Genomic DNA, 15,019 nt, shown 5'->3' with positions numbered 1-15,019 from the left:
CGGGCACGCAGGTCCGGTTCCGCCCGGCCGACTGAGCCGCACGGCCGTTGACGTGGATGGTCCAGACCAAATACCGTAACAACCAGGCCGCCGCGGAACCTCTACCAAACTGGAGTTCCGCATGCGCCGAATCCCTGCACTGCTGGCAGTTCTGGTCGCGCTACTGGCCCTGGCGGTCCCTGCACGAGCCGCCACCGGCATCACCGCGACCTTCTCCCGCACCGGCACGACCGGCAAGTTCGTGGTCGCCAACGCGAGCACGGCCGCGCTCAACGGCTGGTCGCTCAAGTTCGACCTGCCCGCCGGCGTGACCGCGACCAACCCGCAGAACGCCACGATCACCCAGAACGGCACGAGAGTGACCCTCACTCCGGCCTTCTACATCAACAACCTCCCCGCCGGCCGCACCACCGAGCCCTACAGCCCGGCGTTCACGTTGAGCGCGGCGGCCGACCCGACCACGTGCACGATCAACAACATGGCGTGCGACGGCAGCGGTGAACCTGCACCCATACCGACCGGACTCACGGCCGACTACTCGGTCTCGGGTGGCACGGCGAAGTTCATCGTGCGCAACCACGGCTCTGCCGCGGTCACCGACTGGTCGATCAGCTTCACGCTGCCCAACGGCGTGACGGTCAGCAACGGCCAGAACAGCACGGTGACGCAGAACGGCAACCAGGTCACGGTCACGCCGGTCTACTACAACAAGACCATCAACGCCGGAGCGAGCACCGAGCCGTACAGCCCGTCGTTCTCCATCAGCTCCAACGTCGACCCGGTGACGTGCCGCGTCAACAACGCGAACTGCGACGGCAGCGCGGACACCCCGCCGAGCGCACCGACGGGCCTGACGTCGCCGACGAAGACCACGCGCACGGTGACCCTGCAGTGGAACGCCTCCACGCCCGGCTCGCTCCCGGTCACCGGCTACGACGTCTACAACGGCACGAACCTCGCCGCGAGCTCCACCACGACGTCCGCGATCATCACGGGCCTGAGCCCGAACACCGCGTACTCGTTCACGGTGCGCGCCAAGGACTCCAAGGGCGCGCAAAGCCCGGCGAGCACGGCCGTCAGCGTCACGACGAACAACCCGGCCGACGACACCACCCCGCCCACGGCACCGGTCAACCTCCGTGCCACGGCCAAGGACGCGGGCAGCATCACGCTGGCGTGGAACGCCTCCACCGACAACAAGGGCGTCGCCAACTACGACGTCTACGTCGGCTCGACCGTGAAGCAGACGGTCAGCGGCACCACGACGACGGTGAGCGGCCTCGCGCCGTCCACGAGCTACACCTTCTCGATCAAAGCGCGGGACATCTACGACAACGTCTCTGCGGCGAGCAACGCGCTCACGGAACGCACCAACGACATCGTGAGCGGCTACGCGCGCGTCGGGTACTTCGTGCAGTGGGGCATCTACGGGCGCCAATACTTCGTGAAGGACATGGACGCCGCGAAGATGACGCACGTCAACTACGCGTTCGGCAACATCGACCCGGTCAACCTGACGTGCCTGCAGGGCGTCACGAAGGGCACGAGCCCGGACCCGCAGGACCCGAGCCAGGGCGACGGCGCCGGTGACGCCGAGGCCGACTACAGCAGGCCGATGAGCGCGGCGCAGTCCGTCGACGGCGTGGCGGACAGCGGCTGGGAGACTTTGCGCGGCAACTACAACCAGCTGAAGAAGCTCAAGGCGAAGTTCCCGAACCTCAAGGTGCTGATCTCGCTCGGCGGTTGGACGTACTCCAAGTACTTCTCCGACGTCGCGGCGACGGACGCCTCACGCAAGAAGTTCGTGTCGTCGTGCCTCGACGTCTACATCAAGGGCAACCTGCCCGTGTACAACGGCGCCGGCGGTCCCGGCAGCGCGGCGGGCATCTTCGACGGCATCGACCTCGACTGGGAGTGGCCCGGCGCCGAAGGCCACGCGGGCAACCACTTCGGCCCGCAGGACAAGGTCAACAACACTCTGCTGATCGAGGAGTTCCGCCGGCAGCTCGACGCGATGGGCACCACGACCGGCAAGCGCTACCAGATCACCGCGTTCACCCCGGCCGACCCGGCGAAGATCGCGGCTGGCTGGGAGCTCGGGCGGGTGGCGCAGTCGATGGACATCTTCAACGTCCAGGGCTACGACTTCCACGGTTCCGGCAGCGACAACTCGTGGGAGCCGAACCGCACCGGCCACCAGGGCAACCTGTACCCGGACCCCGACGACCCGTACACGACCAGGTTCAGCGTCGAGAACACCGTGCAGACCTACCTCGACGCCGGGGTGCCGTCGCGCAAGATCACGCTCGGGCTCGCGTTCTACGGACGCGGCTGGCAGAACGTGGTGAACGGCGGCAAGAACGGCGAGTGGCAGGCCGCGGGAGGCGCGGCGCCGGGCCAGTTCCCGGAGGAGTCGGGCACGCGCGGGTACGCCAACCTCGTCGCCTCGGTGCCGAACTGCACCGTCTTCCACGACGAGGTGGCCGTGGCGACGTCCTGCTACACCGGCAACCAGTGGTGGACCTTCGACGACGCCTGGTCGATCCAGCGCAAGACCGCGTGGCTCAGGTCGAAGAACCTGCTGGGCGCGATGTTCTGGGAGATGTCCGGTGACCGCGGCCCGTTGATGGCCGCGGTCGACGCGGGTCTTCGCTAGATCAGTACTCGGACTCGTACAGGCCCTGCAGCTCGGTCAGCAGGGCCGACGAGTCGGGCAGCTGCTTGCCGTCCAGCACGGTCACCCGCGTGATCTTGCGGACGCTGGACGCGAGGAACACGCCCTCGGCGTCGTAGAGCTCGCCGACCTGGATCGGCTCCACGGAGACGGTCCAGCCGGCGCGCTCGGCGGCGCGGAACAACGCGTACTGCGTGGTGCCGGGCAGGATGCCGAGCTCGGACGGCGGCGTCACCAACGTCTTGCCGCGCACCAGGACCAGCGTCGACGTGGGGCCTTCGAGCACCGAGCCGTCGGACGTCGTGAAGACGACCTCGGACGCGCCGCGGCGCTCGGCCTCGCGCAGCGCGGCCATGTTGATCGCGTACGACAGCGACTTGGCGCCCAGCAGCAGCCACGGCGCGCGGTCGGCCAGGTCGGTGTCGATGCCGCGGTCGAGCGTCACCGCGGACAGGCCCTCGGCGCGCTGCTTGAGCACCTTCGCGCCGATCTCCATGCCGAGCGCGAAACCGGTGGGCGTGCCGTCACCGCCCTCGACGCCGCGGGTGTAGACGAGCTTGAGGGCGAACTCCCCGCTGCCCTCCCAGTTGCCGAGGACGAGCTCGACCGCCCGCTCGAACTCCGCGCGCGGAGGCGGCAGCATGTCGAGCATGGCGGCGGACCGGTCGAGCCGGTCGAGGTGGGGCGTCAGTTCGCGGGGCTTCCCGCCGACCACGAGGATCGTTTCGAAGACGCCGTCGCCGCGCATGAGCCCGAGGTCGTCGACGCGGATCTGCGGCGAGTCGGGGTCAGCGAGGGTTCCGTCGAGCAGTGCCAGCACGCGCATGCGGCGAGACTACTAGCAGCAACTAACATGGTTGCCGTGGAGACCGCAAGAGGCCTGCGGAAAACGCTGCACGACCGCGGGATGAGGATGACACCGCAGCGCCAGCTCGTGCTGGACGCGGTCAGGGCGCTGGAGCACGCCACTCCGGAGCAGATCTGCGCGCGCGTCCAGGAGACGGCGCCGACGGTCAACATCACGACGATCTACCGGACGCTCGACCTGCTCGACAAGCTCGGGCTCGTGCGGCACACGCACCTGGGCCACGGCGCGCCGAGCTACTCGGTCGACGAGCACCAGCACGTGCACCTGGTGTGCCACATCTGCGGCGGCGTGCAGGAGATCCCGTCGGAGCTCCTCGAGCCACTGGTCGGAACATTGCGGGACCGCGACGGGTTCGAACTGGATGCAAGCCACCTCGCGCTGTCCGGCACGTGCCGCGACTGCTTGGAGCAGGAGCAGGAGATCGAGTGAGCCTCCCAGGAGCCGTCCCGCCACCCGACGAGTCGATCGACGCGGGCGTGGCCTGGCACTACGGCGACCCGTTCGCCGAACAGCGCTCGGCCGTCCGGACCGCCGTCGTCGTCGACCGCTCGAACCGCGGCGTCATCGCGATCCCGGGCGAGGACCGGCTGACGTGGCTGCACCAGCTCACGAGCCAGCACTTCGAGCAGCTGGGCGAGGGCGGGGCCACCGAGGCGCTGATCCTCGACGCGCAGGGCCGGCTGGAGCACCACATGGTGGTCGCGAACGTCGGCGGCACCGTGTTCCTGGACGTGGAGGAGGTCGACGACCTGCTCGCGTACCTGAAGAAGATGGTCTTCTGGTCCAAGGTCGAGCCGCGCGACGCCACGGGCGAGTTCGCGCTGCTGACCGTCGCCGGGCCGCAGACGCCCGCGGTGCTGGAGAAGCTGGGCGTCCCGCTGCCGTCGGGCGCGGAGCCGCTGGGCGAGGGCTTCGTGCGCCGGGCGTCGTGGCCGGGGCAGAACGCGGTCGACCTGCTGGTCCCGCGGGCCGAGCTGGCGCAGTGGTGGCAGCGGATCACGGACGCGGGCGCACGCCCCGCGGGCAGCTACGCGTTCGAGGCGCTGCGGGTCGAGTCGCTGCGCGCCCGGCAGGGCGTCGACACCGACGAGCGCACGATCCCGCACGAGGTCGGCCTGATCGACAGCGCCGTGCACCTGAGCAAGGGCTGCTACCGCGGTCAGGAGACCGTCGCGAAGGTCCACAACGTGGGACGCCCGCCGCGGCGGATGCTCCTACTCCACCTGGATGGTTCTGCCGACGCCCAGCCGGAGACCGGTGACCCGGTGACGCTGGACGGCCGCGCGGTCGGCCGGGTGGGCAGCGTGGCGCTGCACCACGAGCTGGGCCCGATCGCGTTGGCGCTGGTCAAGCGGTCCGTACCGGTCGAGGCGACGCTCGTGGCCGGAGCTCCCGAACGGGAGGTCCAGGCACGAATCGACCCCGACTCGGTGCCGGCGGACACGCCAGGACTGGGCCGGGAAGCTGTTCGCAACTTGAGGGGATGAGCCCCTAGAGTCGCGCCCATGTCCCTGGGCACGCTCATCACCGTCGCTCCCACCGGAGCGGAGCACGCGAAAGCCGACGTCCCGCAGCTTCCGGTGACCCTGGAAGAGCTGGTCGCGACGGCGCAGACCTGCGAGCAGGTGGGCGCGGCGATGATCCACGTCCACATCCGCGGCGACGACGCGAAGCCGTCGCTCGACCTCGGCCGGTTGAAGGCCACGGTCGAGGCGCTGCGGTCGGAGACGAACCTCGTCGTGCAGCTGTCGACCGGCGGGTCGGTGCACGACCCCGAGGACGACCGGCTGCGCGTGCTCGAGGCGATGCCGGACTCCGCGTCCTGCACGATGGGCACGGTCAACTTCGGCGACGACGTGTTCCTGAACCGCTGGGAGTTCATCGTCTCCCTGCACAAGGGCATGCAGGAACGCGGCATCGTCCCGGAGTACGAGATCTTCGACGTCGGCCAGCTGGCGTCGCTCAAGCGCCTGCTCGACCAGCACGGCCTGCCCGCGGGCGGCCACGTGCACGTCGACCTCGTCATGGGCGTGCCCGGCGGGATGCCCGGCGACGTCGCGACGCTGGTCGCCGCGGTCAACGCCCTCCCCGACGGCGCGACGTTCTCCGCCACCGGCATCGGCCGCACGACGCTTCCGGTGATGTTCACCGCACTGGGGGCTGGTGGCCACCTCCGAGTGGGTATGGAGGACACGATCAGCTACTCGCGGGGAGTGCCGGTGCGCGACAACGCACAGCTCGTGGCACGAGCCGCGGGTCTGTCGAAGATCGCGCAGCGGCCCGCCCTGTCACCTGATGAGGCCCGCAAGCTGCTGGGCGTGCACATTTGAGACAAGTTTGGTGCATGACATGTGTTGGCGGGTGAGGAGGATCTACCGCAGGATGGACACGTGATCGAGGTGCGTCCTGGCGGGCGCCGCCGAATCGACAGGGTGCTCGCCCCCGACTACACGGAGGGCGTCGAGCAGCGCCCGCTCGTCGAGGTGCGCGAACTCCGCGACGAGGCAGCGCAGGAAGAGACAGACCTGTCCTACCTGCGGCGGCTGTTGCACGCGCGGATCGACATCGTGCGCGCCGAACAGGAGCGCCGCAGCTCCGGCGGGTCGGCGGTGGTCGAACAGCTGGCCACGATCCTCTCCACGAACGCCGTCGGTCCGGCGACAGGCCTCGGCCGGTACCAGACCCATGAGCCGTCACGAGCCGACGCGCACCAACGGCACGTGGAAGCGCTCATCTCCGACGTCGACCTCTCGGACGTGAGCTCACTGGCCGACGACCGCCTCGGCGACGTGCTGGAGACGTTGATCTCCGAAGAGGCGTCGGTGTCGGTGCGGCGCCGTGAGGTGCAGGTGGTGGTGGACAAGCTCAACGCCGAGATCGCGTCGCGCTACCAGCGCGGCAGCGCCTCGGTGGACGAGCTGCTGGCCGCCGAGCGCGGGCACCACCGCCGCAAGAGCTGAGTTCCCCCTCCGACTCCCACGGTCTGGGACGACCGTTCCACTTTCTGAGCAGCCGACCTAGCGTGCCCTCATGGGGTATCGCTGGGTCGTGCTGTTCGTGGGGGCGTTGGCGCAGGGCACGAACGCGGCCGTCTTCCTCGGCCTGCCGGCGATCAGCCCGCAGCTGCGCGACCACTTCTCCCTGACGTTGCCCCAGGTGGGGCTGCTCCTCGGTGCCGTCAACCTGGGCACGATGATCGCTCTCGTGCCGTGGGGCGTCGTCGCGGACCGGCGCGGCGAGCGGCTCGTGATGACCATCGGCGGCCTCGGTGCCGCTGCGTGCCTGCTGTCCGTGGCGCTGGGCGGCGCCTGGGTCGCCGGACTCGCGCTGCTCGCCGCCGGGCTGTTCGGGGCCAGCGTCAACGCGGCCAGCGGCCGGGCGGTGATGTCGTGGTTCAGCAAGGAGTCGCGCGGTCTCGCGATGGGCGTCCGGCAGACGGCCACGCCCCTCGGCGCGGCCCTCACGGCGGCCGTGCTGCCCGGCATCGCCCTCTCGGCCGGGGTGCCCACGGCGTTCGTCGTGCTGGCAGGCGTGACGGCGTTCGTGGCGCTCGCGGTGGCGTTGCTGGTCAGGGAACCGCCGGGAGCGGTCCGGGCGGGCTCGGACCACGGGCTGGTGCTTAAGGACCCCCGTTTGCTGCGCCTCTCTCTCGCGAGTGGACTGCTCGTGGTTCCGCAGTTCACCGCCACCGCGCTGACCGTGCCCCTCCTGCACGACCACCGCGGCATGAGCGTGACGGCGGCCGCCGCGGTGTTCGCCGTCGCCCAGACGCTGGGCGGGGCCGGTCGGCTCGCGGCCGGCGTGTGGTCGGACCGGGCGCGCAGCCGGATCGGGCCGCTGAAGATCGTCTCACTGCTCACCGCGAGCGGGTTCGCGCTGGTCGCGGTGGTCGACCAGGCGCCACTGCCGGTGCTGATCGCCCTGCTCGTGCCCACCTCGGTGTTCGCGCTGTGCTGGAACGGGCTGGCGGTAACAGAAGCCGGCGAGCTGGCGCCGGAGGGCCGCAGCGCCACCGCGATCGCCATGCAGAACTCGGCGAACTACCTGAGCGCCGCCATCACGCCGTTCGTCGCGGCCTTCGTCGCCGTGCACGTGGGCTGGCCGGCGGCGATGGTGCTGGCGGCGGTCTGCGCGGTGGTCGCACGGGTGCTGCTTCAGCCGTGGCGTTCCCTGCCGGCCAACTCGCCCCAGAACTCGCGCAGCGCCTCGTAGCGCAGCGCGACCTCCTCGGCGTCACCGGACTCCAGCGCGTCGACGATGGCGTTCACGTCGGCCGCGGACGAGTCCTCCAGCAGGTCCTTGTCCTCGAGCAGCTGCACCAGGCCGCCGTAGTCGAGCTCGACGGCCGAGTGCGGGTGGAAGTGCTCCAGCCAGCGGCCCGTGTCGGCGAGGATCGTGGCGGGGCCGTCCTCGCCCAGCGCGCCCTTGACGACCTTGAGCGCCCTCGCGACCCTGCGCCGGGCGTCCGCCATCGCCACGCGCCACGACACCTGCCGTTCGGGGTCGTCCTGGGCGCTCGCCAGCACCACGCGGCGCTGGGCGGGGTCGACGAGGGCGAACCACGGCAGCGGCACCGTCCAGGTCGTGGAGATGACGTGGACCGCGCCGGCGGAGAGCTCGGCCATCACGGCGGACGCGCGCGCACGGACCGTCTCCGCGGAGAGGTTGAGGGCGGCGTCCTGGAGGATCGGCGGCGCGGAGGCCAGGAAGCCCACCAGAGCGGCCGCGGACCTCGTGCGGATGTCCAGCGGGCAGACCAGCGGGCCCGGACCGACACGGGCCGCGTCGGAGGTCGGTACCTCGGCCGGACTGATCGTCATGACGTCCGACGACTCGCCCGGGAGGAGCTTTCGTCCCAACTGTGATCGCAACCACAGCTCGCGTTCGCGGTCTCCTGCGTCCGAGCGGGCCACAGGGCCCTTTTCCAGGGCTTTCTCGACCTTCGCCGCTAGCGGTGCGTCCAACGCCGATAACGGTTCGTACACCCTCAGGTAGGCGACGAACGGTCTGGGCACCTGTGCATCCTTCCACGCGGGGGCGGCCGGGAGATTTGGCGGTACGTGTCACGCCTACCGCGTCGCGAGGAACCCCATCGGCACGGTACGGTAGTTACCAGGAACTAGTTGTCGAGACGAGTGGGGCCGCCGTTCCCCCGGCCGCCCCCGTCCCTGTGCGAGGGGGTCGAGCCATGGGGCGCGGCCGAGCGAAGGCCAAGCAGACGAAGGTCGCCAGGGAGCTCAAGTACAGCTCTCATGAGACCGACTTCGCTGCGCTGCAGCGCGAGCTGTCTGGTGACGAAAGGTCGCCGAACGGGAGTAGTGGTGGCGACGAGCCACTCAACGACCCGTACGACGACTACGACGACTACCGTCGCTGAATTCAGCCTTCGGAGTTCAAGGGTTGGGCGGCCGGTGACCCCGGCGCCCAGCCCTTGAACTCTGAGGGCGTTTTCAGAACGCCCTGGCGTACTGCTTCGGCGCCCTGACCTCCACACCCAACTGCTGTGCCGCGTGCAGCGGCCAGTACGGGTCGCGGAGCAGTTCGCGCGCGAGCAGGACCAGGTCAGCGGCTCCGTCCGTCACAACCTGTTCGGCCTGCTTCGCCTCGGTGATCAGGCCGACCGCACCCGTGGGCACGTCTGCCTTGCGTCGCACAGCTTCGGCGAGCGGCACCTGGTAGCCGGGCCCGATCGGGATGTCCGCCTGCGCGGTGTTGCCACCGCTGGACACGTCGATCAGGTCCGCACCCGCGGCCTTGAGCGCCTGTGCCAGCACAACGCTGTCGTCGGCGGTCCAGCCACCTTCGACCCAGTCGCTGCCGCTGATCCTCACGAACACCGGCACGTCGGGGCCGACCGCTGCCCGCACGGCCGCGGTCACCTCCACGGAGGGGGCGATGCGTTCCTCGATGCTGCCCTCGTTCGTGAGCGGCGAGTAGAACTCGTGGAGCAGGTAGCCGTGGGCGGCGTGGATCTCCAGCACCTCGAAGCCGGCCTCGATCGCCCGCAGCGCGCCGTCGACGAACTGCTTGACGATCCCGCTGTGGCTCTCGAGCTTCTCCGGCGTGTTGAGGCCGGGGAACGGCTCGGTCGTCGGCGCGACCGGAACCCAGTCGCCGACCGCCTTGCGCCCGGCGTGCGCGAGCTGGATGCCCGGCACCGCGCCGTGCTCCTTGATGAACTTCGTGATGGGCTTCCAGCCCTCGACCTGCGCGTCGTTCCAGATGCCGGTGTCCTGGGCGCTGATCCGCCCTTCCGGCACGACGGCGGTGGCCTCGGCGATGACCAGGCCGGCACCGCCCACCGCGCGCGAGCCGAGGTGGACGAGGTGCCAGTTGGTCGGCACGCCGTCTTCCTCGGTGACCGAGTACTGGCACATGGGGCTGACCGCGATGCGGTTGGGCAGCGTGACCGAGCGCAGGGTCAGCGGGGAGAAGAGCTGGCTCACTTCATGGCTCCCTTGAAACGGTTCGTAGACCTAACTAACCGTTTCAAGGGAGCGCTGGGGCGCGTTGTTCCCGGCGTCGGGGTCGTCTCAGTCACTGGGCGGTGACCGAGGATGATCACCCCAGGTAGCGGACCTGCTTGGCCTTTCCTTCGAGCACTTCGTCACGCGCCTGGGCGATCTCCTGCCGGTGCGACACCTCCGGCACGCCCACCTCCCACCACGCCTCGGCCTCGGTCCACGACGACGGGTGGGTGCGGATCACCACGACGGCCGGGCGCTTCTCGGCCACCGCGGCCTCGCGCGCCTTGCGGTAGGCGCCTTCCAGGTCGCCCAGCGACTCGACCGGGAAGACCGCGCAGCCCAACGACGCCGCGTGGGCCGCGAAGTCCGTGCGCGGGGGTTCGGCGTGCGCCGTGGTGCAGTCCGGGTAGAGGTTGTTGAAGCCCGCGCCGCCCTGGCCCGTCTGCAGGCGGTGGATCACGGCGTAGCCGTCGTTGTCGCAGACGACAGCCACGAAGCCGTGGCCCGCGAAGGCGGCGGAGAAGAGCTCGGAGTTCAGCATCAGGTACGAGCCGTCGCCCAGCAGGGTCGTGACCACGCCCTGGGTGTGCGAGATGGCGGCACCCCAGGCCCCGGCCAGCTCGTAGCCCATGCAGGAGAAGCCGTACTCGACGTCCATCGTGGACTCGCCGGTGGCGCGCCAGCCGCCGATCAGCTCGCCCGGCAGGCCGCCGGACGCGGTCATGACGTAGTCGGTCGGGCCGCTCACCTCGTTCACGACGCCGACCACCTGCGCGTACGTCGGGAGACCTTCGCCGGGCTCGCGCAGCGAGGTGATGTGGGCGTCCCACTTCGTGCGCTCGGCGGACGCGCGTGCGGACCAGTCCGATGACGCCTGCCACGAGCCGAGGACGTCGGTCAGTTCGCGCAAGCCCTCGTCGGCGTCGGCAACCAGGGCGAACGAGCCGTGCTTCACGGCGTCGAAGCGGGCCGCGTTCAGCGAGATCAGCCGCACGTCCGGGGAGAAGACGGTCCAGGAGGCCGTGGTGAAGTCCTGCAGCCTGGTCCCCACCGCGATCACCACGTCGGCCTCGGCCGCCAGGACGTTGGCCGACGTCGAGCCGGTGATGCCGAGCGGACCGCCGTGCAGCGGGTGCTCGTGCGGGACCAGGGTCCGGCCCGCCGTGGTCTCGACGACCGGGATGTTGTGCTGTTCGGCGAAGCGCAACGCGCGGCCTGCGGCACCGGAGTAGCGGACGCCGCCGCCCAGCACCAGCAACGGCCGTGCGGACGACCGGATCGCGGCGGCGGCCTCGGACAGGGCGTTCAGGTCGGCGCGCTGGCGGAGCGGGCGGTGCACGACCGGCTCGAACAGCGCGTCGGGGAAGTCGTAGGACTCCGCCTGCACGTCCTGCGGCAGGGCCAGCGTCACGGGGCCGCAGTCGGCCGGGTCCGTCAGCACGCGGGCGACCTGCGGCAACGTCGACAGCAGCTGCTCGGGCCGGGTGATGCGGTCGAAGTAGCGGCTGACCGCGCGGAACGCGTCGTTGACCGTCGCGGTCGGGTCGTGGAAGTGCTCGACCTGCTGGAGGACGGGGTCGGGCGCGCGGCCGGTGAAGGTGTCGCCCGGCAGCAGCAACAACGGCAGTCGGTTGGCGTGCGCGACGCCGGCGGCGGTGACCATGTTCAGGGCGCCGGGGCCGATCGACGAGGTGGCGACGCCGACCTGGCGGCGGTGCGAGGCCTTGGAGATGCCGACGGCGGCCAGCGCCATGCCCTGCTCGTTCTGGCCGCGCCACACCGGGATCCGGTCGCGGACCTCCTCCAGCGCGTTGCCGATGCCGAGCACGTTGCCGTGGCCGAAGATCGCGAACACGCCGGGGAACAGCGGCGCGACCGAGCCGTCGAACAGTTCCGTCCGCTGCGCGAGCATCCAGCGGACCAGCGCCTGCGCGGTCGTGAGCTTCACTTGACCCGCCCCTCTGCTGTCGTCACGGGGCAGCGCGGGTCCAGGTCCTGCGCCGCCCAGCTGTCGCGGACCCAGGTGTGCGCCGGGTCGTCGCAGAACGCCATGGACCGCTCCTCACCCGGACCGGCCAGGACGTTCAGGTAGTACATCGGGTAGCCCGGCGCCGCGACGCACGGACCGTGGTAGCCGCGCGGGATCAGGAACACGTCCCCGTCCCGGACCGTCACGTCCTCGTCGATCTCGCCGTCGTCGGTGTAGGTGCGGTGGAACCCGAAACCGGTGCGGGACGGCGTGACCTGGTCCCGGTCGGCGACGCGGAAGTAGTAGACCTCCTCGTTCTCCACCTCGCACGGCTCGGACGCGTCGTGCTTGTGCGGCGGGTACGACGACCAGTTGCCGTCCGGGGTGATCAGCTCGCACGCGTTGAGCTTGTCCGCGTGGTCCCACACCCCCGGCACGCCGAAGTTGGTGACCTGGCGGGTCGCGTTGCCGGAGCCGCGCACCTCGACGGGAACGCCGTCGGCCGGGCCGTACTTCGGGGACAGCCGCCTGGTGCAGCGGGCCATCGGCAGCGCGACCTCACATCCGTCCACAGAGGACAGTGCGACCGAGGCGTCCCTGGGCACGTAGGCGAAGTCCGTGACGCGGGTGAAGACGGAGTCACGGCCCCGCAGCTCGAACCGCTCACCGTCGACCTCGACCGACAGCGACCCGGCCAGCGGCAGCACGAAGGCCTCGAACTCGCCGGTCTCGACCGTCACCGACCCGCCGGCCTCGACCCGCAGGACGCGCAGACCGGTGTACGTCCAGCCCGCGTCCTCCGGGGTCAGCGAAATGACGTCGGAGCCGGTCGAGAGCGTCCCGTGTGGACGGTGCAGGGTCATTCCGTGATCCCCTTCGCGGTGCGGAGGATTTCGGCGGCAGCGGCCACGGCGGCGGCGACGTCGCCGTCCGGCGGGTAGAGCAGCGCACGTCCGACGACCAGGCCGCGCACGGTCGGGTGCTGCAACGAGCGGCCCCACGACGCGAGGTCGTCCTCCGGCCGTTCGGACGGAACCCCGCCGAGCACCAGCGCGGGCAGCGCGGTGGTGTCCAGCACGACCTCGGGCTCGTCCGGCGCGGGCAGCTTCAGCCAGGTGTAGGCGGAGGTGGAGCCGAGACCGGCGGCCACGGCGGAAGCACGCGACAGCGCCGCGGCATCCTTCTGCAGCACCAGCTTGCCGTTGTGGTCGCGCTTGTACGGCAACGGTTCGACCATCGCCATCAGGCCGTGCTCGGCCAGTTCGGTGACGGCTCGTGCGCAGCCCTCCAGCGTCGGGATGGTGCCGGGGTCCGAGTCGACCAGGCGCAGCAGCATCTTGCCGCCGTCCAAGCCGAAGGTGGCGATGGACGACGCGTCGTACGCGGTGAACCTGTCGTCGATCTCCCAGTCCGCCCCGGCCAGGCCGCCGCGGTTCATGGAGCCGATGACGACGCGCTCGTTCAGGCCGTCCAGCAGCAGCAGGTCCTCGATCACGTCCGGCGTGCCGAGCACGCCGTCGACCTCGGGGTTCGCCAGCGCCGTCAGCAGCCGGGCCAGCAGCTGGCGCCGGTCGGCCATCGCCAGCGGGTCGCCGCCGACGCCGAGAGCGCCGCGCGCCGGGTGGTCCGCGGCGACCAGGAACAGCGTGGACTTGCCGTTCAGCAACGAGTGGCGCCGCTTGCGCGACTGGTAGGCGCGCCGGATCGAGCCGGGGTCCTCGGCCCGCCGCCACAGCAGTTCACGCCACTGACCGTCGGTGATCACAGCATTTCCTCGATCTCTTCCTGGTTCGGCATGGCGTCGGCGCAGGCCAGCCGGGACGCGACGATCGCGCCGGCCGCATTGGCGTAGCGGGCGGTCTTCACCGGGTCCCAGCCGGAGAGCAGGCCGTGCACCAGCGACCCGCCGAACGCGTCACCGGCTCCCAGCCCGCACACGACCTCGACGGGGTTCGGCTCGACGGTCCAGCGCCCGTCCGGCGTGGCCACGAGGACGCCCTCGGCGCCCTTCTTGACCAGTGCCAGCGAGATCCCGCGCTCGAGCAACCGGTCGGCGGCGAGATCGGGGTCGGACGTGCCGACGGCGACCTCGCACTCGGTCCGGTTGCCCACGGCGACCGTGACGTGGTCGAGCATCCAGCTGATCTCGGTGCGCGCGGTCTCGACGTCCGGCCAGAACATCGGCCGGTAGTCCAGGTCCAGCACGGTGTGGCCGTTTCGGGCCCGGTTCGCCAGCATCATCCGCTGCGACGACCGGGACGGTTCGGCCGAGACGCCGGTGCCCGTCACCCACAGCAGCGGGACATTGCGCACGACGGACCACGGCACGTCGTCCTCGCCGATCGTCAGGTCCGGCGCGGTCGGCAGGCGGTAGAACAGCAGCGGCGGGTCGGCGGGCGGGTTGAGCTCGCAGAACACCACCGGTGTCAGCAGATCCGGCGACGTGCCGACGTGTTTCGCCGACACGCCGAAGCCTTCGAGCGCCTCGCGGACGTAGGTGCCGAACCCGTCCGGGCCGACCTTCGTCAGCACCCCGGCGCGGCGGCCGAGCCGGGCGGCGGCGACCGCGACGTTGGTCGCGGTGCCGCCGAGCGACTTGGCGAAGGTGCTGACCCGGGCGAGCGGCACCCCGGACTGCTCGGGGTAGAGGTCGACCCCGACCCGGCCGACGGTCAGCACTTCCAGCGACGTCACGCCTCGACACCCCGCAGCTCGTGCTCCAGCGCCTCCAGCTCGGCACCGCCGGCCATCTGCCGGGTCAGCTCGTTGATGTCGATGTCGGACTTCTCGTAGCTGCCCAGCGCACGGCCGCGCTTGAGCAGCAGGAACCGGTTGCCCACCGGGTAGGCGTGGTGCGGGTTGTGGGTGATCAGCACGACGCCGAGTCCGCGATCACGCGCCTGGGCCACGTACTTCAGCACCACTCCTGCCTGCTTCACGCCGAGCGCGGCGGTCGGTTCGTCGAGGATCAGCACCTTGGCGCCGAAGTGCACGGCGCGGGCGATGGCGACGCACTGCCGTTCGCCGCCGGACAGCGTGCC

General features: G+C 70.6%; 15 protein-coding genes. 7 read left to right on the top strand and 8 right to left on the bottom strand.

Going from position 1 to position 15,019, the window contains the following annotated elements; all coding sequences use genetic code 11:
- Nucleotides 1-121 precede the first annotated feature (121 nt).
- Complete coding sequence (locus tag VF330_RS00715) at nt 122-2,656, top strand: glycosyl hydrolase family 18 protein (protein ID WP_330849484.1); 2,535 nt, start codon at nt 122-124, stop codon at nt 2,654-2,656.
- 1 nt (nt 2,657) lies between these two features.
- On the opposite strand, the gene VF330_RS00710 is transcribed toward VF330_RS00715, so the two are convergent.
- Complete coding sequence (locus tag VF330_RS00710; RefSeq protein ID WP_330849483.1) at nt 2,658-3,500, bottom strand: aminodeoxychorismate lyase; 843 nt, start codon at nt 3,498-3,500, stop codon at nt 2,658-2,660.
- A gap of 81 nt (nt 3,501-3,581) precedes the next feature.
- Here VF330_RS00710 and VF330_RS00705 point away from each other — a divergent pair, with 81 nt between their 5' ends.
- The 5 genes from VF330_RS00705 (at nt 3,582) to VF330_RS00685 (ending at nt 7,754) form a co-directional block, all read left to right on the top strand.
- Nucleotides 3,582-3,971: a Fur family transcriptional regulator gene (locus VF330_RS00705; RefSeq protein ID WP_414675310.1), complete on the top strand. Its 390-nt coding sequence runs from the start codon at nt 3,582-3,584 to the stop codon at nt 3,969-3,971.
- On the top strand, nt 3,968-5,029 hold the full coding sequence (locus tag VF330_RS00700) for a folate-binding protein (RefSeq protein WP_330849481.1): 1,062 nt from the start codon (nt 3,968-3,970) through the stop codon (nt 5,027-5,029). Before VF330_RS00705 ends, VF330_RS00700 begins: the two co-directional genes overlap by 4 nt.
- Before the next feature lie 18 nt (nt 5,030-5,047).
- Nucleotides 5,048-5,872, top strand: coding sequence for a 3-keto-5-aminohexanoate cleavage protein (locus VF330_RS00695; protein WP_330849480.1), 825 nt, complete (start codon nt 5,048-5,050; stop codon nt 5,870-5,872).
- A gap of 60 nt (nt 5,873-5,932) precedes the next feature.
- Entirely contained in the window at nt 5,933-6,502 is a 570-nt protein-coding gene (locus VF330_RS00690) for an aerial mycelium formation protein (protein WP_330849479.1), read from the top strand.
- A gap of 70 nt (nt 6,503-6,572) precedes the next feature.
- Nucleotides 6,573-7,754, top strand: coding sequence for an MFS transporter (locus VF330_RS00685; RefSeq protein ID WP_330849478.1), 1,182 nt, complete (start codon nt 6,573-6,575; stop codon nt 7,752-7,754).
- Here VF330_RS00685 and VF330_RS00680 read toward each other — a convergent pair.
- Nucleotides 7,697-8,557 carry a hypothetical protein gene (locus VF330_RS00680; protein WP_330849477.1) on the bottom strand — a complete coding sequence of 287 codons (861 nt, stop codon included), beginning with the start codon at nt 8,555-8,557 and terminating at the stop codon, nt 7,697-7,699. The two genes, VF330_RS00685 and VF330_RS00680, sit on opposite strands and share 58 nt — an antisense overlap.
- Nucleotides 8,558-8,730: 173 nt before the next feature.
- On the opposite strand from VF330_RS00680, the gene VF330_RS00675 reads away from it, so the two are divergent.
- Complete coding sequence (locus VF330_RS00675; RefSeq protein ID WP_330849476.1) at nt 8,731-8,919, top strand: DUF3073 domain-containing protein; 189 nt, start codon at nt 8,731-8,733, stop codon at nt 8,917-8,919.
- Nucleotides 8,920-8,992: 73 nt separating this feature from the next.
- Here the strand turns inward: VF330_RS00675 and VF330_RS00670 are convergent, their stop codons facing one another.
- The 6 genes from VF330_RS00670 to VF330_RS00645 form a co-directional block, all read right to left on the bottom strand.
- On the bottom strand, nt 8,993-9,988 hold the full coding sequence (locus VF330_RS00670; protein WP_330849475.1) for an NADH:flavin oxidoreductase/NADH oxidase: 996 nt from the start codon (nt 9,986-9,988) through the stop codon (nt 8,993-8,995).
- Between the two features lie 115 nt (nt 9,989-10,103).
- Nucleotides 10,104-11,957 carry a 3D-(3,5/4)-trihydroxycyclohexane-1,2-dione acylhydrolase (decyclizing) gene (gene iolD, locus VF330_RS00665; protein WP_330849474.1) on the bottom strand — a complete coding sequence of 618 codons (1,854 nt, stop codon included), beginning with the start codon at nt 11,955-11,957 and terminating at the stop codon, nt 10,104-10,106.
- Nucleotides 11,954-12,841, bottom strand: coding sequence for a 5-deoxy-glucuronate isomerase (iolB, locus tag VF330_RS00660; RefSeq protein WP_330849473.1), 888 nt, complete (start codon nt 12,839-12,841; stop codon nt 11,954-11,956). The genes iolD and iolB overlap by 4 nt, the downstream gene beginning before the upstream one ends.
- The gene (locus VF330_RS00655) at nt 12,838-13,743 is read right to left on the bottom strand and encodes a Cgl0159 family (beta/alpha)8-fold protein (protein ID WP_330849472.1); all 906 of its coding nucleotides are present in this window, start codon (nt 13,741-13,743) and stop codon (nt 12,838-12,840) included. The genes iolB and VF330_RS00655 overlap by 4 nt, the downstream gene beginning before the upstream one ends.
- On the bottom strand, nt 13,740-14,672 hold the full coding sequence (iolC, locus tag VF330_RS00650) for a 5-dehydro-2-deoxygluconokinase (RefSeq protein ID WP_330849471.1): 933 nt from the start codon (nt 14,670-14,672) through the stop codon (nt 13,740-13,742). The genes VF330_RS00655 and iolC overlap by 4 nt, the downstream gene beginning before the upstream one ends.
- The coding region (locus VF330_RS00645; RefSeq protein ID WP_330849470.1) for an ATP-binding cassette domain-containing protein at nt 14,669-15,019 on the bottom strand (351 nt) is incomplete at its 5' end. The genes VF330_RS00645 and iolC, both read right to left, overlap by 4 nt.

Origin of the sequence: Lentzea sp., from assembly GCF_036380075.1 — a bacterium.
Lineage (GTDB): Bacteria > Actinomycetota > Actinomycetes > Mycobacteriales > Pseudonocardiaceae > Lentzea.
This window is presented reverse-complemented; position numbering and strand designations above follow the sequence as displayed.